Source organism: Actinoplanes rectilineatus (assembly GCF_000962825.1).
In the GTDB taxonomy this organism is placed as follows: Bacteria; Actinomycetota; Actinomycetes; order Mycobacteriales; family Micromonosporaceae; genus Actinoplanes; species Actinoplanes rectilineatus.
The window spans coordinates 112,704-137,047 of the sequence record NZ_JZKF01000018.1; the positions used below are offsets into that span (position 1 = coordinate 112,704).

Here is a 24,344-nt window from a genome sequence, read left to right on the forward strand (position 1 = left end):
CGATGTGTGTCGCACGTTCCCGGTGACGCCTGAGACTCTGGACATCAGGGACACCGATCGTTTGGGGAAACATGATCGCTCGACGCCTCACGCTGGGCTTGACCGTCATGACGCTGCTGGCGGTTGCCGCCTGCGGGTCGCCCGACGACCCCGCGGAACCGGCTCCCGTGGTCACCACCACGGTGGTGACCACATCCGCCGCCCCGGAAAGCACCACGACCGCCGCGCCGGCGCCGAAAGCCGCGAAGATCAAGGTGCCGGACGGGGTCGGCCTGGACTACCAGTCGGCGCAGGACCTGTGGCGTGCCGCGGGCCTGCACGTGGCACCGGCGAAGGACGCCACGGGCGCGAACCGGCTGCCGGTGATCGACGCGAACTGGGTGGTCCTGTCGCAGGATCCGAAGGCGGGCACCACGGTCGAGGCCGACTCGTTCATCACCGCGACCGTGAAGAAGAACACCGACGGCTAATCACGCCCCGACGTCACCATCGTCGCGGCGTCGTCCGCGCTCGCATCCGGGTTGAGCCGCCGATGGGTCCGCCGGGCCGCGGCGAGCAGACGATCGGCGGCGCCGACCGTGAAGTCGTGTCGTATCCGAACGGACAACCGCATCCCGTCGGCCGGCGGGCCGTCCCCCACCGCTCCGCCCTCGTCCATTCCGGCACGATACCGATCGCGCCGGTCAAGCGTCCTGCCTGGATCGGCGCCCGGTGAGTCCGGCGACCATCAGCAGGTACGCGGTCATCTCCAGGGCTGTCGTCAACGCCGGCATCGGCTGAGGCAGTGACAGGGACGGCCTGATGAGATCCCAGCCGAACAGCCCGGTGCTCTGCTGGACGTTGTAGGGCAGCAGAACACCCGCGATGCTGGAATCGATGTTCGGCAACGCGACGACCGTCAACAACAGCGCGCCGGCCGCAGCCAGCCGATCCCCTGTCCCCGCCAGCACCATCGCGAGGGCCAGGCCGGCCAGCCCGAGCGCCACGGCAGGCAGCACCGCCAAGCTCACCGTCCACACGTCATCGGCGCTGCCCGAGGCGGAAGCCCGTACCGCTGCATAGCCGGTGACCAGGAAACCCGTGAGCAGCGCCGCCACCGCAACCGCCCGCGACGGGCGGGGCCAGGGGCGCCACGCGATCAGCAGCAGTACGACCGCGACGATCGGCGCCCAGCATGCGGCCAGCGCGACCTCGAACCCGGACGGCACGTCAGCGGCGTCACCGGGGCTGAGCACCTGCCAGCCGTAGGAGTCGCCGGGCACGGCCGGAACAGTCCGCACCGCATCCACGAGCAACACCGTCAGGAAGGCCGGCACCGCCCACCGAGGTGCGGGCAGCCCCACCAGCACGGCATGGACGAGAGCCAGCCCGAGGCTCGCCACCTCCGCGTAACGCCAGACCGGCACCGCCAGGAGTACCCCGGCCACATGCGCCGCGGCGAACAACGTCGAAGCCGCCAGAATGAAGGGTCCAGGACGCACGGCTCGCATCGTGCCACGGTCATCGATCTTCTGATGCCTGCCGCACCGGGCCGGCGAGGGTCTCGATGGCGAAATACGTGCGCCGAGGCTTGTCGCGGGTGCGGCTGATCAGCTCCTCTGCGGGTTCACCCCCGTCCCGGACGGCATCGACGTAGTCCTTGACCTCCAGTAGTGACAGCTGCGGCACGGCTCTGCGCATATGCCGGAGCGCCGCCATGGCGCCGTCCCGCTGGAGGATGCCGCGGACCACGGGAAGCAGCGGATCGGGCGGCCGGAGACACGCCCCCTCAACGCGATTTCGACGGGTGGACGGGGAGGGGCAGACTGACGTTCGTGCGGACTCCTTTCCCGCTTCTCCACGCCATGCCGCCGGCGCTCCACGCCGTGGTGCTCGACTTCCTGTGGGACCGGGAGCGCCTGTGGAGCCTGGAGCTCCCGGTGACGCGGGTGCCCACCGCTGATCTCGCATGGCATCTGCGACTCCCCCTGTGGTCTTTCGGAGGACGACCGTTCGTGCTGACTCCCGAGGCCGTCGCGCAACACCCCACAACCTTCACTGTTCAGTACGCGCGAACGACGTCAGCCGATCTGGCGTTCCCGATCCACGTCCTCCAGCGTCCGACCGGGCTCACTGTCCTGGACGGCATGCACCGCCTCCTCAAGGCACGTCTGGAGGGCCACCCGACCGTGGCGGCGAAAGTGGTGCCGTTCAGCCGCCTGGACGACTTCGCCCAGTTCAGTCCGGACCCGGTCAGCGACGCACCGGGCCGGCGGTGACCTCACCCTGCCACATGTTCAGGGTGATCAGCCGGCCGTCGAAGTCCAGCCGGAGACCGGTCACCTCACCGACCTCGTTGTGGATCGGTTCCAGGCTGGTCAGCCGTCTTCCCAGAACCGGCAGGAACGGCGACTCGCGGGAGGCGTCCCGTACCGACCACCGCGACCCCTCCACGTCGTAATCGAATCGGGCACGCCACGCGTCGTCTTCCCGCGTGGTCTCCGTCATCTCCAGAGACCAGTCGCTGCGGCCTTCGATGAGAATGCCGCTGCCGTCCGCGAACAGCAGGTGCACCGGACCGGCGCTCGGATTCTCCGGCTCGCCGATCTGACGCCAACTCCACCGTTCCAACTTTGCCAATGCGCTCAACGCGAATCCTCCCCCGCCGGGAAGGCTACGGGTGGAGGAAGTCGCCGGGGTCGGGGCGGGCGGTGCGGCGGCGGTATTCGGCGGCCATTCCGGGCCAGTTCGTCACGACGCGGCCGGCGGCGGTGCGGTACCAGCTCTGGCATCCCGTCCACACACTTCCGGCCAGGCGGGACTGGATTTCGCGGTCGTAGGCTTCGGCGCGCTCACGGCGTACCTCCAAAGGACTCGAAGCCAGCCGTAGGGCCTGCGCTATCCACCGGGCCTGCGCCTCGTGGAAGTAAATCACCGACGTGTTGCCGGTGTTGGTGTTCGGGCCGTAGATCAGGAACATGTTGGGGAATCCGGGAACCGTCATTCCGAGGTGGGCGTGGGCGCCGTCGCGCCATTCCTCCGACAACAGGAGACCGTCGCGGCCGGTCACCGTGATCGGGGCCAGGAAATCAGTCGCGGCGAATCCCGTGCTGTAGACGATCACGTCGCACGGATGGTCGGCGCCGTCCGCGGTGCGGATGCCGGTTTCGGTCACGGCGACGATCTTCTCGGTGGTCAGGGTGACGTCGGGGCGGGCCAGGGTGGGCAGCCAGGCGTTGGTGAAGAGGACCCGTTTGCAGCCCATCGGCTCGTCGGGGGTGACCTTGGCGCGCAACGCGGGGTCGCGCACCTGAAGTCGGCGCTGCGCCGTCGACACGCCCCTGATCAGGGCGAGCGCGACCCGGTCACCGGTCACTGCCCGGCCGGTCGCCCAGGTCATGGCCCAGGTTCCGGCGCGGGCCGCCTGCATCAGGAACGGCATTCTCGTGTACGCCGCCCGCCGCACCCGCCCGTAGCGACGGTCCGGTTTCGGCAACGTCCAGGGGGCGCTGCGTTGAAAAACGGTCACGTGCCGGGCGCGGTCGACGATCGCCGGGACGAGTTGAATGGCGCTGGCCCCGGTGCCGACGACCGCGATCCGCTGCCCGTCGACCGGCACGCCGGGGTGCCATGCGGCGGTGTGGACGGCGGTTCCCCGAAACAGTTCCGCCCCGGGGAGAACGGGTGTCGACGGGCGGGACAGCTGGCCGACCGCGGGGATCAGCACATCGGCGACGATCTCGTCACCGGCGCCGGTCTGCAGTCGCCAGCGGGCGCCGTCCCAGGTCGCCGCGACGACCTCCACACCGAACCGAATCAGCGGGGTGACGCCCAGGTCGGCAGCGCAGGATTCCAGATATCGCTGAATCTCGTGGTGCGGCGGGAAACGGCCGCTCCACAGCGGATTCTGCGCGAACGAATACGAGTAAAGTGGCGCCGGAATGTCGCAGGCGCATCCCGGATAGGTGTTGGCCCGCCACACCCCGCCGATCCGGTCGCCTTTCTCCAGCAGCACGATGTCGCGGAATCCGGTGCGCAGGAGTTCCGCGGCGGCCGCGATCCCGCCGAACCCCGCCCCGATGATCGCGATCCTCATGAGCGGGACCGCAATGCCGCCGGGGCGTGCGCGGGGACCGCCGGGCTGCGGGGCGCGACCGGGTCGACCCGCCGGTACGGCTCGCCCGGCGCCGGACGCGGATCCGGATCGTTCAGATTCGGCCACAGCGCGACGGCCCGTTCCGCCAGCGCGGTGATCGTCAGGGACGGGTTGACGCCGAGGTTCGCCGCGACGACCGAACCGTCGATCACGTGCAGGCCGGGATGGCCGGACAACCGCAGGTAGGGGTCGACCACCTCGCCGATCGCGCAGCCGCCGATGAAGTGCCCGGTCACCGGACGTCCGACGAGTTCCGTCGCCGCGCCGATGGCCACCCCGTCGATTTCGGACGCGACCTTGCGGGCGACGTCGTGTGCGGCGGGCACCCACACCGGGTTCGGCGAGCCGATGCCGGGCCTGCTGGTCAATCGCCCGCGACGCCGGAACACGGTGATCGAGTTGTCGAGCGGCTGCATGGCCAGCAGCACGATCGTCTCCCGTGACCAGTGGCGTGGTGAGACGTACAGGCGCAGGTCACGGCCCGCCCGCGCGAGCCGGCGCAGCGCCTCCCACCAGCGCGGACGGCCCTCGTCGACGAGCACCGTGGCGAGCAGCGCGAGCAGGTTGCTGCCCGGCCCGTAGCGGACCGGTTCCACGTGCGTGACCGGGTCGGGGTGGATCGAGGAGGTGATCGCGACGCCGTGCGTGAAGTCGCGGTCACGGTCGCGGGTGCGCGCGCCCAGGATCGACTCGGAGTTGGTGCGGCTGAGTTCGCCGAGCCGTGCCGAGACGCGCGGCAGAACGCCCTGGTCGCGCATCCGGTGCAGGAGCCGTTGGGTGCCGAGGGCGCCCGCGGCGAACACCACCTGACCCGCGGTGAACGTGCGCCGCCCGCGCCCACCGGTGCGACGGGTGCCGATCGCGTAGCCGCCGTCCGGGAGCGGGCGGACCGTGCGGACGGTGGTCAGCGGATGCACCGTCGTACCGGCCTGTTCGGCCAGATACAGATAGTTCTTCACCAATGTGTTCTTGGCGTTCTCCCGACAGCCGGTCATGCACGCGCCGCACAGGGTGCAGGTGCGGCGGGCCGGTCCCGCGCCGCCGAAGAACGGGTCCGGCACGGCGGCCCCCTCGCGCTCTCCGAAGATCACACCCACCGGGGTACGCCGGAACGTGTGCGCCACCCCCATCCGCTCGGCCACGGCGCGCAGCGCGTGATCGGATGCGGTCTCGACGGGGTTGACGGTCACTCCCAGCATGCGCTTCGCCTGGTCGTACCAGGGGGCGAGTTCGGCTTTCCAGTCGGTGATCCCGGCCCACTGCGGGTCGGCGTAGAACGCCTCCGGCGGCTCGTAGAGGGTGTTCGCGTACCCGAGGGAACCTCCGCCGACGCCCGCCCCCGACATGATCATCACGTCTTTGAGCAGGGTGAGCCGCAGGATCCCGTAGCAGCCGAGCGCGGGCGCCCACAGGTAGTCGCGCAGCCGCCAGGACGTCTTCGCGAACTGGTCGTCGGTGAAGCGGCGGCCGGCCTCGAGGACGCCGACGCGGTAGCCCTTCTCGGTCAGGCGCAGTGCTGTCACGCTGCCGCCGAACCCGGAGCCGATGACGAGGACGTCGTAGTCGTACGACATCGGCGTACCATCACATCGCTATTGGCGGCGTGTCAACAACAGGTTTCCGGGTCTTGCCCACAGCGCGAATCCGGGTCCATCGTTGACCGGTGAGCGACCTCGCGTATATCCGCACCGGCTACGGTGCGCCGCTCGTCCTGATCCACGGACTCGGCAGCCATCAGGCCGTGTGGGCGCCGCTCCTGCCGCTGCTCACCGCCGTCCGCGAGGTGATCACCCTGGACCTGCCCGGTTTCGGTCACTCTCCGGGACCCGGGACCTCGATCATGGGGTACGCCGACCGCCTCGCCCAGTTCTTCACCGAGATCGGACTGGACCGGCCCGCCGTGGCCGGCAGTTCCCTCGGCGGCGGCGTCGCCCTGGAACTCGGCCGGCGCGGGCACGCGCGGTCGGTCACCGCCTTCTCCCCCGTCGGCTTCTGGACCGTGGCCGGACGGCGATGGTGCCAGTCCAGTGTCACCGCGGCGCGTGATCTCGCCGTACACCTCAATGGTCTTCTCCCGAAGCTGATGGCGTCCCCCGCAGGCCGCACCGCGCTGTGCTCGCCCTTCTACGCCCGGCCCGGCCGGCTCGATCCGGGCGCCGCGCTCGCCGACGCCCGCGCGCTGGCCCGCGCCCCCGGCTTCGACGCGGCCCGGGACGCCTTCACCGGCCTGCGGCCCTGGAGGTTCGACGCGCCGGGCGCGCTCACCCGCACCCCGGTGACCATCGCGTGGGGCGACCGCGACCGCATCCTGCCCTACCGCAGCCAGGCACGACGCGCCCGGACGGTGCTGCCGGCGGCCTGCCACGTGCGGCTGCCCGGCTGCGGCCACCTGCCCTTCAGCGACGACCCCCAACGCTGCGCCGACGCCATCCTGCGAACTTGATATTTTGGCGGCGGTATCCGGTAACCGCGGGAAGGACGGCGACATGTCGGGGTGGACGGACGATCTGACGATTCCGCTGCCGCCGGGACGCACCCCGGCCGACGTGGTCGACCTGATCGCACGGCTGGCCACCCACCCGGATGCCTTCGACGACGTGGTGCGGGCGCTGACCGCCGAGTTCGGGCTTGCGGAGGACGACGCCGAGTTCGCCTTCGAGCGGTACGGCGGCGGCCTCGTCCGCGCGTCGAGCCGCATCCCGCAGAACTGCCCGCCCGCCGACAAGGACCCGATCGCGTGGGAGGCCTTCCAGCGCGGATTCGCCGACCCGCAGCTGATCGCCGCCCTCTACCCGCAGTTCGCGTCTCGCCCGGAGCAGTGACCGGCCGCTCTCACGCCTTAGTGCGGCCTGCGTCCACCTCGCGGACGGGGTCTGCACCCACGGCACCTACGACGCGATCCTGCAGCCCGGCGCGAACACCAAGTCGGCCTTCGGCTGGGACGAGGCGTTCGGGGCATACATCGGCGGCGGCTACCGCGGTGACGGGGCCGCACCCGGGGAGGACGGCTTCAGCATCCTGGGGCCCGGCTACGTCGCCCACCTGACCGGCGGAAACTGGACGGTCAACGCGTACTCCATCGCCTGAGGACCGACCCTGGACACGTTTCGTCATCAGGGTCCGTGTGGTGATTTCGGGCGTCCGACGCGCCCGTAATCACCACACCCACCACGGGTGTGGTGATTTCGGGCGTCCAGCGCGGCCGAAATCACCACGCGGATGGGCTTCGCACCCTGACCACGAAACGTGCCTAGCGCCGCCGACGGACCTTGCGTTTGTAGCGTGGCAACGACACCTTCGACTCCGGAGCGGGCGGCTCCGGCCGGGCGGTCCGGATCCCGGCGACCCAGAGGAACGCAACCACGGCCGTGCTGACCAGCGCCACGATGCTGTACGCGGTCAGCGCCGCGTCCTCGACACTCGCCACCGGCCGCAGCGGCGGGCCGTGTTTGCCGGGGGTGCTGTGCGGCACGATCACCGCGATGGCCAGCAGCACCACGGTGAACCACTGCCACGGCATGATCTCGCCGAGGCCGTGGCGCAGCGTCCGCCCGATCCACCCGGCGCTCGCCAGGATCCCACCCAACGCCCCGGCGATGGCCCCGGTGCGCCAGTCGACGCTCCCGGCCGCCGGCGACCCGAAGAGGCGAACAGTGCAGTAGGTGAGCAGGGCCAGGCCGAGCACGACAAGAACCACCCAGGAGTACGAATCCCACCGCCGCGACCTCATGACAGTCGACGGTATCGATGCGCCGCCAGCGGGCAGCCCCGTCCACCCGGAGTCCGTGGCCGGCCCCGAAAGACCCACGACGGCGCAGCTGTCGATCTCGATGCGGCTCGTTCGACGGGGTGGCGACGGACGACATGAGGAGACAGCCATGGCCCAGTACGCAGTGTTGATCTACGCCGCGATGGCGGGCGACGCCGAGGCGCACGACCGGCACGCCGAGGAGCTGATCGGGTCCGGGAGTCTCCGGGCCGCGTTCGCGCTGGAACCGGAGGTGACCTCGATCCGTGGCGGCGTCGTGACCGACGGACCGTTCACCGAGACGAAGGAGGTCGTCGCGGGCTTCTACGTCCTCGAGGCGCCCGACCTCGACACCGCCCTGCGGATCGCCGCCACCAACCCGGCCGTCCAGCAGGGCGGTGGCGTCGAGGTCCGGCTGGTCGCGGGCGGGTTCACGCGGGGATAGCGGCGTTCGGCCCCGAACGTCTCCGCGGCCGGGGCGCGGGCCGGTACCTTCCGGTAGGGGGACCGCATGTGACGACAGAGAGGTGCCGCCCGTGCGCCGACGGATCCTGGCAGTCGCGGCGAGTGCCCTCGCCGTAGCCGGCTGCTCCGGCACCAACCCCGTCGTCCCCGAGCCGACCACCTCAACCAGCCCGGCGCCGTGCACCGATCCGGTGTTCACCTGGACCGGTGTTCAGGCCACTCCCACTCTCAGCGCCGTCGGCGAGGTGACCGAAGCGGCCTCCGGCGCGGATCTCGAACTGGACCTGAAACCGATCGGCCGGCTCCGGGACGGTGTCTCCGGCGACATGCTCATCGTCGAGGTCGACACCCCCGGCGTCGACCCGGAGGTGGCCCTCACCTCCCTGGACGCGAAACTCGCCGCCGACAGGATCGAGAAGATCGACACCGTCGCCCGCAACACCGAGCACACCGCTGACACCGTCAGCACCACGCTGACGGTCACGAACGTCGCTGCCGGGCGGTACGTCGCCTACACCGCCTCGTACGTGATCACCGCCAGGACGACGTACACCTGCGCCGGGGAGCCCTCGGCCCGCACCGGCAGCGTCGCCACCTGGTCAGACCTGGTCACCGCCGTCTACGACTGTGCGTCCTCACCGGGCACCGGCCCGGTCGGTGTCGTCGAAGCGGAGGCAGCCCGGTTCAAGTGCACGTAACCTATAAGGCGATTTTTCGTGACATGCCGTTTTTGGTGGTACGCGGCGATGGGCCGCAGCTTTATCGTGGGCGGCGTGATCAAACACGCGCCCGGGGGCGAAGGCTCAGCTGGCTGACACACTCCACGGTCCGCCGGCGCCGTCCTGCTACCGGGCTCGGACGATCATGACTGCCCAGCCGGCGAGGAGGGCGGCAGCGATCCCCGCGGGCACCGCCACGCTGACGGCATCAGAGTGCCGGCTTCCGACGAAGAAGATGATGCTGTTCATGGCCGCCCCGAACGACAGCCCCAGCGCACCGAAGAAAGCCGCGAACCGGTACCTCGACAGCGTCGAGGCCGTTCCCCAGATCGCCCCCTGCGGAACGGGGATCTTCCCCATGGCCACCGGGACCATCATGGCGAAAAGGACGATTCCCGCCATCATCACGATCATGAGTAGGCCGAATACCGGAAAGCTGTGGTTCATTTCTCTCCTCCGAGCGGGGCGCCGGCACTGTTTCTACAGGTCACATGGCGCGGTCACCCAGCAGGGGGTCGTTCAGCGGTAAGCGCGTTCGTGCAGCCGGTACGCCACCGCATAGTCACCGTCGGCCGCCATCAGCTCCGCGTGGGTGCCCTGCTCGCTGATCCGGCCGTCGCGCAACACCACGATCAGGTCGGCGGACCGTACCGTCGTGTAGCGGTGGGACACCAGCACCGTCACCGCGCCCTCGGCCCGCGCCGCGGCGGCCTCCGCGGCGAACCGCTGGAACAGTTCGTGTTCGGCGAGCGGGTCCAGGGCCGCGCTCGGCTCGTCGAGGAGCACGCACAGCGGACGGCGCGCCCCGGCCACCGTCCGCATCAACGACCGGGCCAGCGCCAGCCGCTGCCACTGGCCGAGGGACGGTTCGACACCGCCGAACGCCGCGCCGAGCCGTTTCTGCAGGTCGTCGCCGTACGGTGCGCCGGCCAGCCGGATCGCCTCGGCCACCACCGCGGTGTCCCGGACGTGCGACACCTGGCCCACGCCGACCGTCTCGCGGACCGGCATCCGGAGCTGGGCGAAGTCCTGGAACACCCCGGACAGCCGTGATCGCCAGGCGTCGACCGCGAGGGCCGGCAGCGGGCGGCCGTCCACCGTGATCGTGCCCGACGACGGCTCGTACAGGCCGATCAACAACTTGATAAGGGTGGATTTGCCGGCCCCGTTCTCCCCGACGACCGCGACCGTCGTGCCGGCCGGCAAAGTCAGGGTGAGCCCGTCGAGTGCCGCGCGGTCCGCGCCGGGGTAGCGGAACCGGAGGTCGTGCAGGGTGATCCCGGTGGTCAACCGGTCCGGCGGTTGTTCCCCGGCGTCCGGGAACGCCGCCCGGTATTCCCGCAGCCACCAGTGGTGCGACACCACCCGGCCCGCCTCGGCCGCCGACGTCAGGCTGACCAGCACCATCCGCCACTGCCCTTCGAGCTGGGTGGCGAGCGAGACGACCAGTACCGCCTCGCCGACGGTGGCGTGCCCGCCGCGGATCAGGCTCGCAACCGTCAGCAGCGCCCCGGCGAACCCGGCCGCGTACAGCAGCCAGGCCAGGGACTGCCACGCGGCGCCGCGCAGCCGGGCGATGGTCTCCCGGCGGGCCGCCTCCGCCCACAGGGCGCTCGCGTCGTCGTCGAGGGTGTACGCGCCGAGCAGCACCTCCTTGGCCGGTTCCGGCGTCACGCACAGTTCGTGGAGGCGGCGTTCGCGGCGCAGCAGTTCGGTGGTGTCGTCGCGGGCCGCCCGCAGCAGCGCGTCTCCGCGCCGGCCGGCCGCGTACACCGGCAGGCCGAGCAGGGCGAGCAGGCTGAGCGCCGGGTCGACCGCGGACAACAATGCCACCGTCACGCCCAGGCCGGTGACGGCGACGACGGTGTCGAGGGTGGACCACGGCAACGCGGCGATCGCCTGCGAGTCGCGGAACAGCCGGTCCCAACGGTCGATGTACGGTCCGTGTTCCAGGTGGGTGAGCGTCGGGATGCCGGCGACGTCGCGCATGACCCGCTCGTTGGCCATCCCGCGGACCCGGCTGATCAGGAACGTCATCAGGTTGCCGCGGATCCGGCCGGTGCTCAGCGACACGCCGTACGCGAGCGCCCCGAGCGTCACCGCCAGGGCCGTCTCGCCGTCGACCAGCAGCCGCAGGCTCACGCCGATCCCGGCGATCACCGCCGTCTGGCCGACCGTGACCGCGGCAAGCAGGATCGACGCCCGCCGGTCGGCGCGCAGCGTCAACCGGGTGACCTCGGCCAGAAGCCGAAGCCAGGCAGTCACGTCGACTCCCCCAAAGAAGTCGACTCTCCCAAAGACGTCGACTCCCCGAAAGACGTCGGCTCCCGGAACGCCGCCGCCTGCGTGGTGAAGAACCGCGCGTAGTCGCCACCGCGGGCGAGCAACTCCTCGTGGCTGCCGTCCTCGGCGACCCGGCCGTCGCGGAGCAGCACGATGCGGCCGGCGGCCCGGACCGTGGACAATCGATGCGAGATCAGCATGGTCGTGGTGCCCGCGGACCGGCCGATCACCCGGTCGTGGAAGGCCGCCTCGGCGTGAACGTCCAGGTTCGCGGTCGGCTCGTCGAACACCACCAGGCGGCGGCCGGCGCGGGCCGCGTACAGGGTGCGGGCCAGGGCCACCCGCTGCCACTGCCCGCCGGAGAGATCGGTGCCGCCGGCGCCCTCGAGCCACAGCGAGGTGGACAGGTCGCTGGGCAGGCCGGTCGCGCCGGCCTGCTCCAGGGCGGCACGCACGTCAGCGTCGTCGTGCGGCGGCGGCACACCGGCGGTCACGTTGTCGCGCACGCTCGACGGGTAGTGCACGAAGTCCTGGAACAGCACGGTGATCGGCGGGCGGCGCGTCCGCGGGTCCACGCCGTCGACCGTGATCGTCCCCGCGGTCGGGGCGTAAAGACCGGCGAGCAGCTTGACCATCGTCGTCTTGCCGGCCCCGTTCTCGCCGACGACCGCGACCGTCTCCCCCGGCCGGAGGGTGAGCGAGAAGCCGTCGAGCACCGGCCGGTCGCTGCCGGGATAGTGGAAGCTCACGTTCACGAACCGGATTCCCGGCGCCCGCGCGACCGGCTTTGCCGGGGGGATCCGGCCGGTGGTGACGGCGAGTTCGTCGGCGGCCAGCAGACCGCGCAGGCCGTACTCGATGTCGTAAGCCTCCTGGCCCATCTGGCTGATGCTGAGCACGCCGATGCCGGCCAGCACCACGGTGATCAGCCGGCCGTCGTCGAGGGTCAGCGCCGGGAAGCCCAGCACGGCCGCCGCGGACAGGGCGCTGACCGGGCCGGCCCACCACAGGCGGCGCAGCACGTCGAGCATCGCCCGCCACACCGGCCCGTAGGTCCGCGCCACCGATGACCGGAAACGCCCACCGAAGAACCCGCTCAGCCCGAAGAGCCGCACGTCCTTGGCGGCGCCCATCACCGCCTGGGTGGCGACGTAGTACTCATACCGCTGACCGGCGGTGTCCGCGTCCAGCTTGTCGATCACCGCGATCCACTGGCGGCGCAGGACCGCCCGCAGCCACAGCGAGACACCCAGCACGGCCACCGCGAGCAGCACCGAGAAGGTGGCCAGCAGCACCGCGGCGGCCAGCGCCGACACCATCCGGAAGATCAGCGTGACCTGCCCGGTGACCGCGTTGCCGGCCGACCGTTCCCGGGCGACGCCCATCCCGGGATCCACCGCGCGCGCCGCCCGATCCTGGAAGGCCGCGCTCTCCAGCACCTCCAGACCGGACGATCCGGCCGCCGCGGCGCGCACCCGGGCCCGGAGCACTCCGTCGACACGCCGCGCGACGTGCGCCTCGGTCACCTCCAGCAGCAGCCACCCCACCTGCTGGACGACCAGCAGCGTCACCACCGCCAGCACGGTCGGCAGTGCGGCCCTCCCGGCGACGAACGCGGACACCATGCGGCCCACCGACCACGCCGATGCGGTCGGCACGACAGCCAGCACGAGCTGCAGAAACACCAGCACGGCGGCGGCCTTGACGCCACCGGCCGGCAACAGACGAACCAGACGCAGACGCTCGCTGATCATCCATGACCCCCGATGCCTCCACCATAAACCGGTCGGGTCGCGCCAGGTGCGCCCGCTGCGGCTTCTTCGGGGGTACGCGTCAAAGCATGCCCGTCGTCGACCGTGCTCCGGGCGTACAAGATGGCGGTGGGGAATGGTCTTGCGGGCTGTCAGGCCTTGGCCAACCAGGTCACCACCATGATCGCCAGGAAGAGCAGGCCGGTCACGATCGTCACCGCGCCGACCAGGTGACTCACGTTCGCCTCCGACCAGGTGGGACGGGCCGTCTCACCCGGTGGGCCCGGGGCGGTCCAGTCGCCCATCGTGGTCAGCATCCGCGACCCGGCGTACCGCAGTCGACGCTTCCACAGTACGGCGGCGGGCGCACGCCTGCGGCCGCTCACCGCTCCTCCACCGTGGACATCCGGTCTCTCCCCTACTCGGCGCTTCTCACACCGATCCCGCTCGGCGCCTCTCCACACCGATCAACGACGCCGGACCGGATCAGTGATGCGCGACGGGACTCGTCCGTGCTGGAATACGCAGCGGAAACGGGAGGGGATCGAAGTGGATCGGATACGAGATGCCGCCACCATCCTGCGTCAGGCGAAGCGGGTCGTCGTGTTCACCGGCGCCGGGATCTCCGCGGAGAGCGGCGTGCCCACGTTCCGGGACGCGCTGACCGGCTTGTGGGAGCGGTTCGACGCCCAGGCGCTGGCCACCCCGCAGGCGTTCGCCGACGATCCCGCCCTGGTCTGGGGCTGGTACGAGTGGCGCCGCACCCAGCTCCTGCGGGTCCGCCCGAACCCGGGGCACGACGCGGTCGCCGCGCTGGCCGGGCTCGTCCCCACCCTGACCGTGATCACCCAGAATGTGGACGACCTGCACGAACGTGCCGGAAGTGTGGATCCGCTGCATCTGCACGGCAGCCTGTTCGCGCCGCGCTGCTCGGTGTGCGCCGCGCCCGCAATTGTGGAGAGTTCCACGGTCACGTCGCCGGAATCCTCACCGAGTTCGTCTCCCGCGCCGTCGCCGGGCTCGTCTTCGACCGCCGGTGTTGCGGACGAAGGCCGTCGCATCACCCCGCCGTCGTGTGAGCGCTGCGGCGGGGCGGTCCGGCCCGGAGTCGTCTGGTTCGGTGAGGCGCTGCCCGAGGACGCCCTGGAAACCGCGGTGCTGGCCGCCTCCGAATGCGACGTGCTGCTCACCGTCGGCACGTCCGGCCTGGTCTACCCCGCTGCCGAGATCCCCCGGGTCGCGGCCCGTTTCGGCGCCGCCGTGATCCAGGTGAACCCGCAGGCCACCCCGCTGGACACCCTCGCCGTCGTCAACCTGCACCAGTCCGCGGCGCAGGCGCTGCCCGCCCTGGTCGAAGCACTTCAGTCCTGATCCACGGGCCAGGCGGCGGTCTCGGCGGCTCCGGCGCGGACCGCGGCCCAGTCGACGGTCCGCGGCAGGCTCAAACGTTGCCGTAGCCAGGTGCTGCGCTCATCATGCTCCCGCCGCAGCTGCCGCACGTCGAGGTCGACCCCGGGTGGTGGGCCGCTCCGCTCCAGGGCGGCCACCCGCTCGTCCATCGCCGCGATGAGCCGCCTGTCGAAGTCGTCGACCGCCGCGAAGAACTCCGCCGTCGGCACGTCGACCTCCAGCACCGGCGGCCCCTCGTAACAGTCCCGGGCCCGCTCCCCGATCCGCTGGCTGACCGTCACCACGTCCCGGCCGTCGACGATGTGCCGCCAGAACCGCACGGCCGGCGGCCGCTCCAGGTAATGCAGCGGCAGATCGAAGTCACCCTGGAGATCGATGGCGGCGTCGACCTCGGCGGACCAGTCGCCCTCCGGCCACTCACGGCGGGGCTCCGACCCGTCCACGAACCACCGGAGATCCTCCGGGACCGGCTCCTCCAGCACCTGCCGCAGGACGATCACGTCCTCCCACAGGCGGACGACGTAGTAGTCCGTGTCCGGAAGGATCCGCCAGCCGTCGCCGCTGATCCCGAACCGGCCGTCGGTCAGTCCGAACCAGTGCAGCGTCGGCCGGTCGCCACCCCACGGTGCAACCTCGTCGAGGGTACGCAGCACGAACTCGAACCTCAGCACGACGCCATCCTGCCCGACGCGGGGCCGCGCCACCCGTGAGTTCCACGGCCCCCACATCGAAACCGGCCCGAGGGTCAGGGCTTGCGGGCGACCGCCCCGTACATGGCGATGTCCTTGTCGGAGACGTCGGCGGGCTCGGAGCCGTCCGGACGCCACTTGTGCACCTGCACCAGGCCCGGCTCGACCAGTTCCAGACCGTCGAAGAACGACAGGGCGGTCGGGCGCTTCCGGAAGATCAGGGTCTCGCCGAGCCGGTTGTACTCCTGCTGCACCTTGGCCAGCGGGATCGGGTCGAACTCGTCGGTCGCGATCGACATCGCCAGGTAGCTGCCCGACGGCAGCACGTCGAGCACCTGCCGGACCACCTTCAGCGCCTCGTCGTCGTCCTCGATGAAGTGGACGATAGCGATCAGAAGCAGTCCGACCGGCTTCGTCAGATCGAGTGTCTCGATGAACTCCGGAGCGGAGGTGATCGTCTGCGGGTTGCGCATGTCCGCATCGATGTAGGCGGTGCTGCCCTGCGTCGTGCCGAGCATCAGCGCCCGCGCGTGGGCGAGCACGAGCGGGTCGTTGTCGGTGTAGACGACCTTCGCGGTCGGGTCGACCGACTGGACGATCTCGTGCAGGTTGGGCCGGGTCGGCAGGCCGGTGCCGATGTCGAGGAACTGGCGGATGCCCGCCTCGGCGGCCAGGTAGCGGCCGACGCGGTGCATGAAGGCCCGGTTGGCGTGCATGTGCGGTTTGAGCGCGGGCCACATCTTCAGCGAGTTCTCACCGGCCTCGCGGTCCGCGGCGAAGTTGTCCTTGCCGCCGAGGATGTAGTCGTAGATCCGCGCGCCGTGCGCCCGGTCGGTCTGCAGGTCGACGCCGCGACCCTCTTCCTCATCACGTGCCACCGAGCAGCCTCCGTAAGACGATGCCGTCACCCGTGTGGGCGACCCTACACCGGTCACTCAGCGTACAGAGATCCACTATGGACTGAGTCCGGTCAGATCAGATTCGGTCATGCAGAAGCCAACATGTGATCATCGACGGCAGTGGAACCGGCAAGCGAGGCGGTATCGATGAAGAACCTGTGGCACGAGGCGGTCCACGGCGACGGCTGGCGCGGACTGGCGGCGTCCGTGGGCTTCTTCGCCGTCGTCGGTGTGGTGTACGTGCCGCTGCGGTGGTTCACCGGCGGCGAGGAGGGCCTGTCCACCGCCCTGTGGAACATCACCACACTGAGCGCACTCGTCACCGCCATCCGGCTCGTCGGCATCCTGGCCTCCGGCCGCCGCCGCAACGACGCGCCATAGATCAGAGGCGCCGGGCCGCAACAGCGAGGACGTGACGGCAGCAGGAGCTCAGCGAAGCGGCGGCGTGGTGAGGGCGTCGAGGTCGCGGACGGCGTAACGGAGGTGGTCCCACTCCTCGTTCAGGATCGTGTGCACGCAGGACAGGACGCTCGTCATGTCCTCCGGCGCCCACGGATGCCGGCGCGGTGACGCCAGCTCGAGGGCCGTCACGGCGGACAGGAAATCGCCGACCATGGCGAACCGTTCGGCGCGGACCGCGAGGACCTCGGCGTAGGTGGGGTTCGGGTGGGAGAACACCGACATGTCGTAACCGTCGGCCTCGAACTCGCCGTTCGGGATGCCGATCGGATGGTACGGGTACGGATTGCGCTGGACGGCCCCGCGGAACCACGTGTCGGTGGCCATCACCAGGTGGCGCAGCGTCTGGGCGAACGACCAGCCCCCGTTCACCGTTGCGTCGGCGGTGCCCGGCGGCATCGCGTCGACACGGGTCAGGGTGCTTTCCCACGTACGAGAAAGGGAAGCCCACGCCGCACGCAGGCCGTCGGGATCGGTGGCCCGGCGTCGTTCCCGGCCGGGGAATCGGCGATCGAGTTCGGCGTCGACGAACGGCAGCACGTCGACGCCATTGACCAGTAGAGTGTTGCCGTCCTCGAACAGCCACGGCGAGTCGATGTCGGCCTTGTGCAGAACGACGTCCCGCATGACCACGCCGGACAGGTGGGCGCCGATGAACTGGGCGCCGTTCAGGTTCGTGCCGACGAAACGCGGCCGGTCGTCGTCGCTCACCGGAACGTCCGGGCGGTGCGGCGCCGGCGGCTCAGGACGAGGATCGCGGCGCCCGCCGCCAGAAACGCGAAGGACCAGCGGGGACGGTGCCGTGACGTCATGCGCGGCAGTATGGCACCCGCAGGGTCACGTACCCGTGAGAATGGCCGGACGGGGCAGCAGTTCGAGGATCCCCGCCGCGTCCGTCGGATGCGCCAGCACGAACCCCTGGGCGAACTCGCAGCCCAGTTCGCCGAGGACCGCCAGGTCGGCCGGGTCGTCGACGCCCTCGGCGACCGACATCATCCCCAGCGCGTGGGCCATCGACACCATCGCGTCGACCAGGTTGCGCCGGGACGCGTCGAGGCTGATCCCGGTCACGAACGTACGGTCGATCTTCACGATGTCCCAGCCGTGGTCGGCGACACGGGCCATCGACGAGTAGCCGGTGCCGAAGTCGTCCACCGCGATCTGCACGCCCGCGCGCCGCAGCGGGCCGAGCGCCGCGTCGACCGTCTCCGGGGACGCCAGTCCGGTCTCGGTCAGCTCCAGGGTCAGTGACCCGGCCGGCGCGCCGGTGAGTTCCAGGGCGGTCAGCACCATGTCGGTCGTCTCGTCGGAGATCTGCCGCGGCGACAGGTTGACGGCGACCGGGATCCACCGCCCGGTCTGCTCGTGCCAGTCCCGCTGCTCGGCAAGCGCCTGACCGAGAATGATCGTGAACAGCTGGCCCACCGTGCCGGTGGCCTCGGCGACCGGCACGAACTCGGCCGGCGGCAGGATCCCCTCGGCCGGGTGCCGCCAGCGGGCCAGCGCCTCGACCGACGACAGCGTCCCGTCGTCGACCCGGAACACCGGCTGGTAGACGCAGAACAGCTCCCCCGGATGCGCGAGGGCGCGGCGCAGGTCCGCGTCGCGGCGCAGCCGTTGCGTGGCGTCGGCCCGGCTGCGCTCGTCGAACCGGACCATCCGTCCCCGGCCGGCGGCTTTCGCCTGGTACATGGCCATGTCGGCGTCCTGGAGCAGGGTGTCCGGGTCGGCGTTCGGGTCGGCCGTGGTGCGCAGCCCCACCGACAGCGACGCGAAGAACTCGCTGCCGTCGGAGAGCAGCATCGGCCGGGCCAGTTCGCCGGCCACCCGGTCGGCGACACCTGTCGCGTCGTCCTCGGTGATTCCCGGCATCAGGATCACGAACTCGTCGCCGCCCAGCCGGCACACCACGTCCGAGTCGCGGACCGCGCCGCGCAACCGGCCGGCGATCGCCACCAGCAGTTGGTCGCCGGCGTCGTGACCGAGACTGTCGTTGACGTTCTTGAAGTGGTCCAGGTCGCAGAAGAGCAGGCCGACCCGGGCCCGGCCGTCGGTCGGCAGCGACCCCAGCGACAGTGACAGCCGGTCCATCAGCAGACTGCGGTTGGCCAGACCGGTCAGCGCGTCGTGCCCGGCGCGCAGGGCCAGCTCGTGGATCGGGGCGGTGAGGCGGACCGCGACCAGCGCGATCGACACCCACGAGCCGGCCACCAGCGCCATGTCGTCGTCCGAGCTCCACAGCAGGTGCAGGGTGGGAAGCAGCAGCGCGGCGCCGAACAGCACCAGCGCCCGCCGGACGGTCAGCGCACCCAGTGCGGACCGGCGCGGGGTGGTAGCCGACATCGACGGGTGCAACGCCGCCGCGGCGATCAGGATCGGCATGGACATCCAGCCCAGATCGATCAGACCACCTTCGGCGTACGTTCCGGTCAGGCTCTGATGGGTGTAGAACGCGTCCGAGACGAACCAGGCGAGCAGCCCGCCGAGCAGCAGCCGCACCGCCGGGGGCCGCAGCTCGATGCCGAGCGCCAGGGCGAGCGCGCAGTACACGACGATCAGCGTGTTCGCCGGGGCGGTGACCGCCACGAACTGGGCCGTCACGCTGCCACCGGCCGCCGTCGTCGGTTCGACGACCAGGATCCAGGCGAGGCTGGCGAGCGGCGTGACGATCACCGCGGCGTCGATGAACGCGGTCCGGCCGGCCCGCGCGGCGAGCAGCGCGACACCGGCGGCGACACTGAGATGACCGAGAAGGTAGAGCACGTCCGCGGGTGAGGGGAACGGCGGCGCCTTTCCCGCGGCGAACAGCACGTCCCCGATCCCGGACAGCACCAGACCGATCATGATCAGACGCCAGCTGCCCCGTTTGCGGGGCGCGTGCCGGCGGATCCCGACGGCCACGGCGAAGGGGGCGGCGACGTTGACAGCCACGTAGATCCAGCGCGTGGTGTCGCTGAACGGCCACACCAGGTACACCGCGGCCGCGGCACCGGCGACGAGCAGGTAGATCCACCAGACGTGGCGGGCGCTCGGTCGCATGCGTGACGTATCGGCCGGACGGTGCCGGAGGTGAGCTGTTGTCCGGACCCGGTCTGTGAGATTTTGAAGGGTATGGATCGACAGACTGTGACGGTGAACGGCCTCGACGAACTCCGCGCCCTGACCGGCCGCGACCTCGGCACCGGCGAATGGCTGGAGATCACCCAGGAGCGGGTGAACACCTTCGCCGACGCGACCGGCGACCACCAGTGGATCCACGTCGACGTCGAGCGCGCGGCGGGCGGCCCGTTCGGCGGCCCGATCGCCCACGGATACCTGACGTTGTCGCTGGTCATCCCGCTGTTCGGCACGTTGCTCAAGGTCGAGGGCATCAGCATGGGCATCAACTACGGCCTGGACCGGGTCCGGTTCCCCTCCCCCGTGCGGGTCGGTTCCAAGGTCCGCCTGCGCGCCACGGTGGTCAGCGTCGAGGACGTCCAAGGCGGCGTCCAGGCCACCTACGACTTCACCGTCGAGCTCGACGGATCCGCGAAACCCGCCTGCGTGGCCCGCCCGGTCTACCGCTATTACCTCTGACAGATCCCTTTCTGAGGGGTACGCCGACAGCAGCGTCCCGTCGATGTCCCTAGACTCGGCGGGTGACGCTGAGCAACCTGACCTACCGCATGATCGACGGGGAGCGGATCGAGGGCACCTGGCGTTCCGTGTTCATCAATAACGGCGGCAACTACTTCTCCACCGACCTGCTGATCTTCGCGGACGGGGCGCTGCGCTGCTGGGGAGACTGGACGGACCTCGACGGCCTCCGAGAACTCCTCGACCGGGGACGGATCGTCACCACATTCAAGCCGGGCGCGGACGTGTACGCCCACGACTTGACGCTCTGGGACGTCGAGCACGCGGCCATGGGGACCAACGCCGAGGATCTGCTCACCGAGGTGGCCGACGCGATCGACGAGTTGAACGGCAGGCCCGACTCGATCCGGCGGTGCCGGCTGGCCCTGGACCGGTTCCTGGAGAGCCGCACCGAGCAGGACCGGACGGCGCTGCGCACGGCATACCTGGCAGTCAGCGAATACTGGCGGCCGGCCGTGCTCCCCGACCCGGCCGTCGACGACGAACCGGTGCGGATCCTCTGCACCCCGGTCGGCGAACGGGAAGACCACGGCGAGCTGGTGACCGAGTCGGATCACGCCACGGCGCTGGAATACTTCGCCCGCAGACCACGCCCCGAACCCGCCGTGGCACAGCGCCCGGCCGTGACGCTGAACCGGGTCCCGGCCGAGTGGCCCGCCCCGCCGACGGACATCTGCCTGCACAACGAGTACCCGGTGCCCGTCACCCTCGACGACCGGACATACCCGTCAGCGGGCCACGCCTACTGGTCGCGGGCGGTCACGGACGACGACGCGCGGGCCCGGATGGCCGCGGAACCCTTCGTGTTCGACGCCGAGAAGATCGCCGTTGCGGGCCCACCGCGCCCGGATTGGCCCCTGATCCGGATGGCCGCGATGCACACTGTGCTGCGCGCCAAGTTCACCCAGCATCCGCAGCTGGCCGCCGTGCTGCTGGCCACGGGCAACGCCCGGATCGACTACCCCGACGACGACGCAGGCCGCCTCCTGGAACTGATCCGCTCCGCACTGGCCGCCGCCGCAGCCCGCTGACCTGGCCCGCCCTGCCCGGTCGCGCCACTCTCAAGATCGAAGCCGGTACCCTGCTGCCGTGACGAATGTTCATCCCGTGCGTACGGTCCAGGTCGGTCAGCGCAGCGCGGAGATCGACGAACTGCTGGCGCCGGTGGTCGAGGCGATCTGGCGGAACGGTTTCCAGACCTTCACCAGCTGCCAGGATGCCGGTGAGAGCAACGTCAGCTGGCTGGAGAAGCTGCCGCACATGGCCTCCTACGTCGAGTCGCGCCGCGGGTGGGCGTTCCTCGACTTCCCGGTGCAGGACGGTCTGCGCTTCCTGACCGCGGTGGCGCAGGCCGGGCCACGGGACGCGTTCTACGTGCAGATGACCCACTGGGCCGCACCGCAGTCCTGGGACGTCAGCATCCGGCCGATGGACCAGGCGATGTTCGACGAGGCCGAGGAGTCGAACTTCGACTTCCGCCTGCTTTGACGGCAACGTCGACACGCAGCCACGGCCGCCTGCACACATGGCGTGCACCCCGGCTACTCAACGCAACCGGGGTGCCACATGGCGGCCAGACGAATAGCGTTCCCGCTCATCAAATTCGTCGCAGGACGATCGCTAGCCAACCAAATAAGCTAGCTAGTCAAGATCAGAAATAAGTCGCCGCCTGGCGGCTTCGACTCGCTCAGTGTAGTCCGGGGCGAACACTGCCACCAATTTCTTCTCCAACGCCGCCCCAATTCGACGGAGTGGCGTCCGAACCGCCTCATCATCCAGCAGCAGGTCCCGATCCTGTAAATTATAGAGCCAGTCAGAAAGAACAAGTCCTTCATCTGCCGTTAGCTTGATCTCGAGGAATATGTCCTGATCCATGCACTTCCTCCACTAAAGCACACCGTCCCGCATGAGGTAGGTGAACTGATCCGTAGAAGGCTCCGACTTCCATCCACCCAAATACTTCCCAATGTCGGCCCCATCGGCGACATAAGAGGCGTGGAGCCCCGTTTCTGGGTCGACATAGTGGATGGCCTTCTGCCCACGGAAGGTGCCTCGGAATGAGATTGTACCAGCGGCCTTTACGAACTCCTGAATTCTCGCCAAGAAGTGCGCTCGCGTCTCATTCGTAGCCTTACCTGCTACGCCGAAATCGAGGGCGTGTTCAAAGTGATGGTTTACCTTTTTCGGGTCCATCCACAGGCGCGGGCAGGCACCTGTGTTGTGCACGAGCACCGGGGAGTTGCCAGCGAGCACATAGAGCCATTCCGCGCAAGTTTTTGACTACTGACGGTGGTCATGCGGTGCGGTTGTGCTCGATGTGGAGGATGGCCAGCGCGGCGGCGGTAATCTTGCCGATGCGCCAGGGGTTGAGGCTGACGTTGCGTAGTGCCTTGAAGGTCATCTTGAGGAGCGAGTTGCCGCGTTCGCCGATGGCGCGCAGGCTGTTGTGGGCCTTGTTGAGCTGCTGCTGGATGAGGTTGAGCTTGCCGTTCTTCGGCTTCTTGAATGCGACGGTGATGGTGCCGGACTCGCCTTCGTAGCCCAGGTCGCCGAGGGTGCGCAGGTCTGTGCCGGCGGTGGTGAGGGCGGGCAGGATCTCGGCGTGAGTGCGGACCGCGGTGGTGTCGTGTTCGCGGCCGGGCCGCACGTCGGAGGTCCAGATCGGCCAGCCGTCGGGCACGGTGACGACCTGGACGTTGCCGCCGTGGTTGTCGTGTTTGCCGGACCACCACAGATCGACGCCCGCGGTCGGGCCCGGGGCGCGGCAGCGGTCGGTCTCCACGAGGATTCCGTCGATGTTCACGTAGTCATGGCCAGCGGCTTTCGCCGCGAGTAGGGCGCCGTGCAGGCTCGGTGACCGGGCGGCGAGGACATCGATGCCTTCGTGTAGGTAGTCGTAGCCGGTGGAGAGGCTGATCGCGTTGTCTCGGGCGAGTTGCCGCATCCGGGTGCCGTCGAGGAACCAGCGCAGGATCAGTATCGCCTGGTCACGGCAGGTCAGAGACCGGGTTCCGGCACGGGTGCCGCGGCGGGCGCGTTCGGTGGTGAGCAGTCCGGCGAGTACGTCCACGGTGTGTTCGCGTACCGGCAGGACAGCGGTGTATGTGACACTCATCGTCGGCGCAGGACCTCTATGAAGTTGAGCTGTAGGAGGCCACCTTCTTATCGAGGTCCTGCGCCGTTCCTACGTAGCCGTGATCATCCGGCGCGTCTCCGACTTTCTACGCATCTCGCCAGCTACGGACAGCAACCGAGACGTTGCGCGGAATAGCTCATAGTACGTGTGAAGGTCATCGACGGTTATGTTGTGGACGGTTACTTGCGGGTTTACCCAGCGTTCAAGTGCCGTGATCTGGACCCGCGTGCCGGTACCGGTTCGGAGCCACTGGCCGGCCCGCAGATCGGTGGCGTCGACCCACTCGTTCAGACCGGAGACCCAGAAGGGATGCTTGTCGGTCGCGATGACCTCGGCGGTATCAGATCCTTCACCGCCGTCGATGGTGACCTTGACCAGGTTTTTGGAACCGCTGCCGACGATAAGCGCGGTGACCTCTTCCGCGCGGGTCTCGCCGGTTTCCGGATCGGTGGCGAGGACCAGGTCGCCGACGCGCACATCGGCGATCGCCTTGGTGCTGCCGTCCGCCATCAGGACCTCGGTGTCGGCGGTGAAACTGTTGCTTGTAGCACAGCTTGCACCTTTGGCCATCGCGGCGAGTTGCGCATTGCCGACCATTGTCGCTGATCGCGACGCTTTAAGGGCCCGCGCAGAGCCCGCACTCGAGACGATGCCCCCGACCGCCCAATCCATCAGCCCAATCAGCTTCTCGTGTCGCGCCATGCACGCTTCGGAACAGCCATTGTTGAACTTGACCCTGGATTGCAACGCTTTGCTGACCTCAGCGGCATAGATCGCCGAGCATACCGATCCCTCGGTATTGCAGGCGTGGTACATCACCAAGAGCAGCTTGGTATCGGCATCCTTAGTCGTCCACTCGTCACCCCAAACGTTGAGGTACGAGTAGTAGGCGATATTGACTTTCTTCTTGAACGCTTCGAAGTCGTAGACCTGATAATCGGTGACCGTGACGCCCCCGACGTCGATGGAGCCGTCGCCGTTGTCGGTGACGTCCACCCCACCGCCGCCGTCGCC

At 69.6% G+C, this 24,344-nt stretch carries 30 protein-coding genes; 11 read left to right on the top strand and 19 right to left on the bottom strand.

Features of this window, described 5'->3' with window-relative positions:
• Window positions 1–71: 71 nt before the first annotated feature.
• Complete coding sequence (locus tag WH85_RS16420) at window positions 72–470, top strand: PASTA domain-containing protein (RefSeq protein WP_083449036.1); 399 nt, start codon at window positions 72–74, stop codon at window positions 468–470.
• On the opposite strand, the gene WH85_RS16425 is transcribed toward WH85_RS16420, so the two are convergent.
• The 3 genes from WH85_RS16425 to WH85_RS16435 are packed head-to-tail and all read right to left on the bottom strand — an operon-like array spanning window position 467 to window position 1,731.
• The gene (locus WH85_RS16425) at window positions 467–658 is read right to left on the bottom strand and encodes a hypothetical protein (RefSeq protein WP_045742722.1); all 192 of its coding nucleotides are present in this window, start codon (window positions 656–658) and stop codon (window positions 467–469) included. The genes WH85_RS16420 and WH85_RS16425 overlap by 4 nt on opposite strands.
• Window positions 659–683: 25 nt before the next feature.
• A complete protein-coding gene (locus tag WH85_RS16430; RefSeq protein WP_045742723.1) occupies window positions 684–1,481 on the bottom strand; it encodes a hypothetical protein in 798 nt (265 codons plus the stop codon).
• A 19-nt stretch (window positions 1,482–1,500) separates the two neighbouring features.
• Window positions 1,501–1,731, bottom strand: coding sequence for a hypothetical protein (locus tag WH85_RS16435; protein ID WP_052720494.1), 231 nt, complete (start codon window positions 1,729–1,731; stop codon window positions 1,501–1,503).
• Between the two features lie 83 nt (window positions 1,732–1,814).
• Between WH85_RS16435 and WH85_RS16440 the strand changes: the two genes are divergently transcribed.
• A complete protein-coding gene (locus WH85_RS16440; RefSeq protein ID WP_157411035.1) occupies window positions 1,815–2,258 on the top strand; it encodes a hypothetical protein in 444 nt (147 codons plus the stop codon).
• Here WH85_RS16440 and WH85_RS16445 read toward each other — a convergent pair.
• From WH85_RS16445 to WH85_RS16455, 3 genes are read right to left on the bottom strand one after another with little or no spacing between them, the layout of a single operon-like run.
• Window positions 2,233–2,628 carry a hypothetical protein gene (locus tag WH85_RS16445; RefSeq protein WP_157411036.1) on the bottom strand — a complete coding sequence of 132 codons (396 nt, stop codon included), beginning with the start codon at window positions 2,626–2,628 and terminating at the stop codon, window positions 2,233–2,235. The two genes, WH85_RS16440 and WH85_RS16445, sit on opposite strands and share 26 nt — an antisense overlap.
• Window positions 2,629–2,653: 25 nt before the next feature.
• Window positions 2,654–4,075 (bottom strand): flavin-containing monooxygenase, encoded by a 1,422-nt coding sequence (locus WH85_RS16450; protein WP_045742725.1) that lies wholly within the window; start codon window positions 4,073–4,075, stop codon window positions 2,654–2,656.
• Entirely contained in the window at window positions 4,072–5,709 is a 1,638-nt protein-coding gene (locus tag WH85_RS16455) for a GMC oxidoreductase (protein WP_045742726.1), read from the bottom strand. The genes WH85_RS16450 and WH85_RS16455 overlap by 4 nt, the downstream gene beginning before the upstream one ends.
• An 89-nt stretch (window positions 5,710–5,798) precedes the next feature.
• On the opposite strand from WH85_RS16455, the gene WH85_RS16460 reads away from it, so the two are divergent.
• A complete protein-coding gene (locus WH85_RS16460; protein ID WP_045742727.1) occupies window positions 5,799–6,578 on the top strand; it encodes an alpha/beta fold hydrolase in 780 nt (259 codons plus the stop codon).
• 43 nt (window positions 6,579–6,621) lie between these two features.
• Window positions 6,622–6,957 (top strand): hypothetical protein, encoded by a 336-nt coding sequence (locus tag WH85_RS16465; RefSeq protein WP_157411037.1) that lies wholly within the window; start codon window positions 6,622–6,624, stop codon window positions 6,955–6,957.
• Window positions 6,958–7,385: 428 nt separating this feature from the next.
• Here the strand turns inward: WH85_RS16465 and WH85_RS16470 are convergent, their stop codons facing one another.
• Window positions 7,386–7,865: a hypothetical protein gene (locus WH85_RS16470; protein WP_157411038.1), complete on the bottom strand. Its 480-nt coding sequence runs from the start codon at window positions 7,863–7,865 to the stop codon at window positions 7,386–7,388.
• 148 nt (window positions 7,866–8,013) lie between these two features.
• Between WH85_RS16470 and WH85_RS16475 the strand changes: the two genes are divergently transcribed.
• Both WH85_RS16475 and WH85_RS16480 read left to right on the top strand, forming a co-directional pair.
• On the top strand, window positions 8,014–8,328 hold the full coding sequence (locus WH85_RS16475; protein ID WP_045742730.1) for a YciI family protein: 315 nt from the start codon (window positions 8,014–8,016) through the stop codon (window positions 8,326–8,328).
• Between the two features lie 91 nt (window positions 8,329–8,419).
• Window positions 8,420–9,046, top strand: a complete 627-nt coding sequence (locus tag WH85_RS16480) for a hypothetical protein (protein ID WP_045742731.1) — start codon at window positions 8,420–8,422, stop codon at window positions 9,044–9,046.
• 147 nt (window positions 9,047–9,193) lie between these two features.
• Here the strand turns inward: WH85_RS16480 and WH85_RS16485 are convergent, their stop codons facing one another.
• From WH85_RS16485 to WH85_RS50430, 4 genes are all read right to left on the bottom strand, one after another.
• Window positions 9,194–9,514 (bottom strand): hypothetical protein, encoded by a 321-nt coding sequence (locus WH85_RS16485; protein WP_157411039.1) that lies wholly within the window; start codon window positions 9,512–9,514, stop codon window positions 9,194–9,196.
• 72 nt (window positions 9,515–9,586) lie between these two features.
• Window positions 9,587–11,332, bottom strand: coding sequence for an ATP-binding cassette domain-containing protein (locus WH85_RS16490; protein ID WP_052720496.1), 1,746 nt, complete (start codon window positions 11,330–11,332; stop codon window positions 9,587–9,589).
• On the bottom strand, window positions 11,329–13,104 hold the full coding sequence (locus WH85_RS16495) for an ABC transporter ATP-binding protein (RefSeq protein ID WP_052720497.1): 1,776 nt from the start codon (window positions 13,102–13,104) through the stop codon (window positions 11,329–11,331). Before WH85_RS16495 ends, WH85_RS16490 begins: the two co-directional genes overlap by 4 nt.
• A 149-nt stretch (window positions 13,105–13,253) precedes the next feature.
• Window positions 13,254–13,487: a hypothetical protein gene (locus tag WH85_RS50430; protein ID WP_157411040.1), complete on the bottom strand. Its 234-nt coding sequence runs from the start codon at window positions 13,485–13,487 to the stop codon at window positions 13,254–13,256.
• A 157-nt stretch (window positions 13,488–13,644) separates the two neighbouring features.
• Here WH85_RS50430 and WH85_RS16500 point away from each other — a divergent pair, with 157 nt between their 5' ends.
• Complete coding sequence (locus WH85_RS16500) at window positions 13,645–14,472, top strand: SIR2 family NAD-dependent protein deacylase (RefSeq protein WP_045742775.1); 828 nt, start codon at window positions 13,645–13,647, stop codon at window positions 14,470–14,472.
• Here WH85_RS16500 and WH85_RS16505 read toward each other — a convergent pair.
• A complete protein-coding gene (locus WH85_RS16505) occupies window positions 14,463–15,182 on the bottom strand; it encodes a DUF5984 family protein (RefSeq protein ID WP_045742733.1) in 720 nt (239 codons plus the stop codon). The two genes, WH85_RS16500 and WH85_RS16505, sit on opposite strands and share 10 nt — an antisense overlap.
• 74 nt (window positions 15,183–15,256) lie before the next feature.
• Window positions 15,257–16,078 (bottom strand): SAM-dependent methyltransferase, encoded by an 822-nt coding sequence (locus WH85_RS16510; protein WP_045742734.1) that lies wholly within the window; start codon window positions 16,076–16,078, stop codon window positions 15,257–15,259.
• 168 nt (window positions 16,079–16,246) lie between these two features.
• Between WH85_RS16510 and WH85_RS16515 the strand changes: the two genes are divergently transcribed.
• Window positions 16,247–16,480 carry a hypothetical protein gene (locus WH85_RS16515; protein ID WP_157411041.1) on the top strand — a complete coding sequence of 78 codons (234 nt, stop codon included), beginning with the start codon at window positions 16,247–16,249 and terminating at the stop codon, window positions 16,478–16,480.
• A 48-nt stretch (window positions 16,481–16,528) separates the two neighbouring features.
• On the opposite strand, the gene WH85_RS16520 is transcribed toward WH85_RS16515, so the two are convergent.
• Together WH85_RS16520 and WH85_RS16525 are read right to left on the bottom strand one after the other, a co-directional pair.
• Window positions 16,529–17,269 (bottom strand): DinB family protein, encoded by a 741-nt coding sequence (locus tag WH85_RS16520; RefSeq protein WP_045742736.1) that lies wholly within the window; start codon window positions 17,267–17,269, stop codon window positions 16,529–16,531.
• A 126-nt stretch (window positions 17,270–17,395) separates the two neighbouring features.
• Window positions 17,396–19,597, bottom strand: a complete 2,202-nt coding sequence (locus tag WH85_RS16525) for a putative bifunctional diguanylate cyclase/phosphodiesterase (RefSeq protein ID WP_045742737.1) — start codon at window positions 19,595–19,597, stop codon at window positions 17,396–17,398.
• Between the two features lie 72 nt (window positions 19,598–19,669).
• On the opposite strand from WH85_RS16525, the gene WH85_RS16530 reads away from it, so the two are divergent.
• The 3 genes from WH85_RS16530 to WH85_RS16540 all read left to right on the top strand — a co-directional run bounded on the left by WH85_RS16530 (window position 19,670) and on the right by WH85_RS16540 (window position 21,682).
• Complete coding sequence (locus WH85_RS16530; protein ID WP_045742738.1) at window positions 19,670–20,134, top strand: MaoC family dehydratase; 465 nt, start codon at window positions 19,670–19,672, stop codon at window positions 20,132–20,134.
• A gap of 62 nt (window positions 20,135–20,196) precedes the next feature.
• Window positions 20,197–21,225 carry an NADAR family protein gene (locus tag WH85_RS16535; protein ID WP_083449038.1) on the top strand — a complete coding sequence of 343 codons (1,029 nt, stop codon included), beginning with the start codon at window positions 20,197–20,199 and terminating at the stop codon, window positions 21,223–21,225.
• 58 nt (window positions 21,226–21,283) lie between these two features.
• Entirely contained in the window at window positions 21,284–21,682 is a 399-nt protein-coding gene (locus WH85_RS16540) for a hypothetical protein (protein WP_157411042.1), read from the top strand.
• A 153-nt stretch (window positions 21,683–21,835) separates the two neighbouring features.
• Here the strand turns inward: WH85_RS16540 and WH85_RS48745 are convergent, their stop codons facing one another.
• The 4 genes from WH85_RS48745 to WH85_RS54120 all read right to left on the bottom strand — a co-directional run bounded on the left by WH85_RS48745 (window position 21,836) and on the right by WH85_RS54120 (window position 24,326).
• Complete coding sequence (locus WH85_RS48745; RefSeq protein WP_083449039.1) at window positions 21,836–22,069, bottom strand: hypothetical protein; 234 nt, start codon at window positions 22,067–22,069, stop codon at window positions 21,836–21,838.
• 12 nt (window positions 22,070–22,081) lie between these two features.
• Entirely contained in the window at window positions 22,082–22,387 is a 306-nt protein-coding gene (locus WH85_RS54115) for a colicin D domain-containing protein (protein WP_083449040.1), read from the bottom strand.
• 100 nt (window positions 22,388–22,487) lie between these two features.
• The gene (locus tag WH85_RS16545) at window positions 22,488–23,309 is read right to left on the bottom strand and encodes a transposase family protein (protein ID WP_045742740.1); all 822 of its coding nucleotides are present in this window, start codon (window positions 23,307–23,309) and stop codon (window positions 22,488–22,490) included.
• Between the two features lie 69 nt (window positions 23,310–23,378).
• A complete protein-coding gene (locus WH85_RS54120) occupies window positions 23,379–24,326 on the bottom strand; it encodes a polymorphic toxin-type HINT domain-containing protein (protein WP_045742741.1) in 948 nt (315 codons plus the stop codon).
• Window positions 24,327–24,344 lie beyond the last annotated feature (18 nt).

What these genes read in the sequence shown, in the direction of transcription:
- WH85_RS16455 (WP_045742726.1), bottom strand. Translation starts at nt 5,709, where the DNA reads ATGTCGTACGACTACGACGTCCTCGTCATCGGCTCCGGGTTCGGCGGC.
- WH85_RS16530 (WP_045742738.1), top strand. Translation starts at nt 19,670, where the DNA reads ATGGATCGACAGACTGTGACGGTGAACGGCCTCGACGAACTCCGCGCC.
- WH85_RS16420 (WP_083449036.1), top strand. Translation starts at nt 72, where the DNA reads ATGATCGCTCGACGCCTCACGCTGGGCTTGACCGTCATGACGCTGCTG.
- WH85_RS16470 (WP_157411038.1), bottom strand. Translation starts at nt 7,865, where the DNA reads ATGAGGTCGCGGCGGTGGGATTCGTACTCCTGGGTGGTTCTTGTCGTG.
- WH85_RS16475 (WP_045742730.1), top strand. Translation starts at nt 8,014, where the DNA reads ATGGCCCAGTACGCAGTGTTGATCTACGCCGCGATGGCGGGCGACGCC.
- WH85_RS48745 (WP_083449039.1), bottom strand. Translation starts at nt 22,069, where the DNA reads ATGGATCAGGACATATTCCTCGAGATCAAGCTAACGGCAGATGAAGGA.
- WH85_RS54115 (WP_083449040.1), bottom strand. Translation starts at nt 22,387, where the DNA reads ATGGACCCGAAAAAGGTAAACCATCACTTTGAACACGCCCTCGATTTC.
- WH85_RS16425 (WP_045742722.1), bottom strand. Translation starts at nt 658, where the DNA reads ATGGACGAGGGCGGAGCGGTGGGGGACGGCCCGCCGGCCGACGGGATG.
- WH85_RS16545 (WP_045742740.1), bottom strand. Translation starts at nt 23,309, where the DNA reads ATGAGTGTCACATACACCGCTGTCCTGCCGGTACGCGAACACACCGTG.
- WH85_RS16525 (WP_045742737.1), bottom strand. Translation starts at nt 19,597, where the DNA reads ATGCGACCGAGCGCCCGCCACGTCTGGTGGATCTACCTGCTCGTCGCC.
- WH85_RS16485 (WP_157411039.1), bottom strand. Translation starts at nt 9,514, where the DNA reads ATGAACCACAGCTTTCCGGTATTCGGCCTACTCATGATCGTGATGATG.
- WH85_RS16515 (WP_157411041.1), top strand. Translation starts at nt 16,247, where the DNA reads ATGAAGAACCTGTGGCACGAGGCGGTCCACGGCGACGGCTGGCGCGGA.
- WH85_RS16495 (WP_052720497.1), bottom strand. Translation starts at nt 13,104, where the DNA reads ATGATCAGCGAGCGTCTGCGTCTGGTTCGTCTGTTGCCGGCCGGTGGC.
- WH85_RS16450 (WP_045742725.1), bottom strand. Translation starts at nt 4,075, where the DNA reads ATGAGGATCGCGATCATCGGGGCGGGGTTCGGCGGGATCGCGGCCGCC.
- WH85_RS16465 (WP_157411037.1), top strand. Translation starts at nt 6,622, where the DNA reads ATGTCGGGGTGGACGGACGATCTGACGATTCCGCTGCCGCCGGGACGC.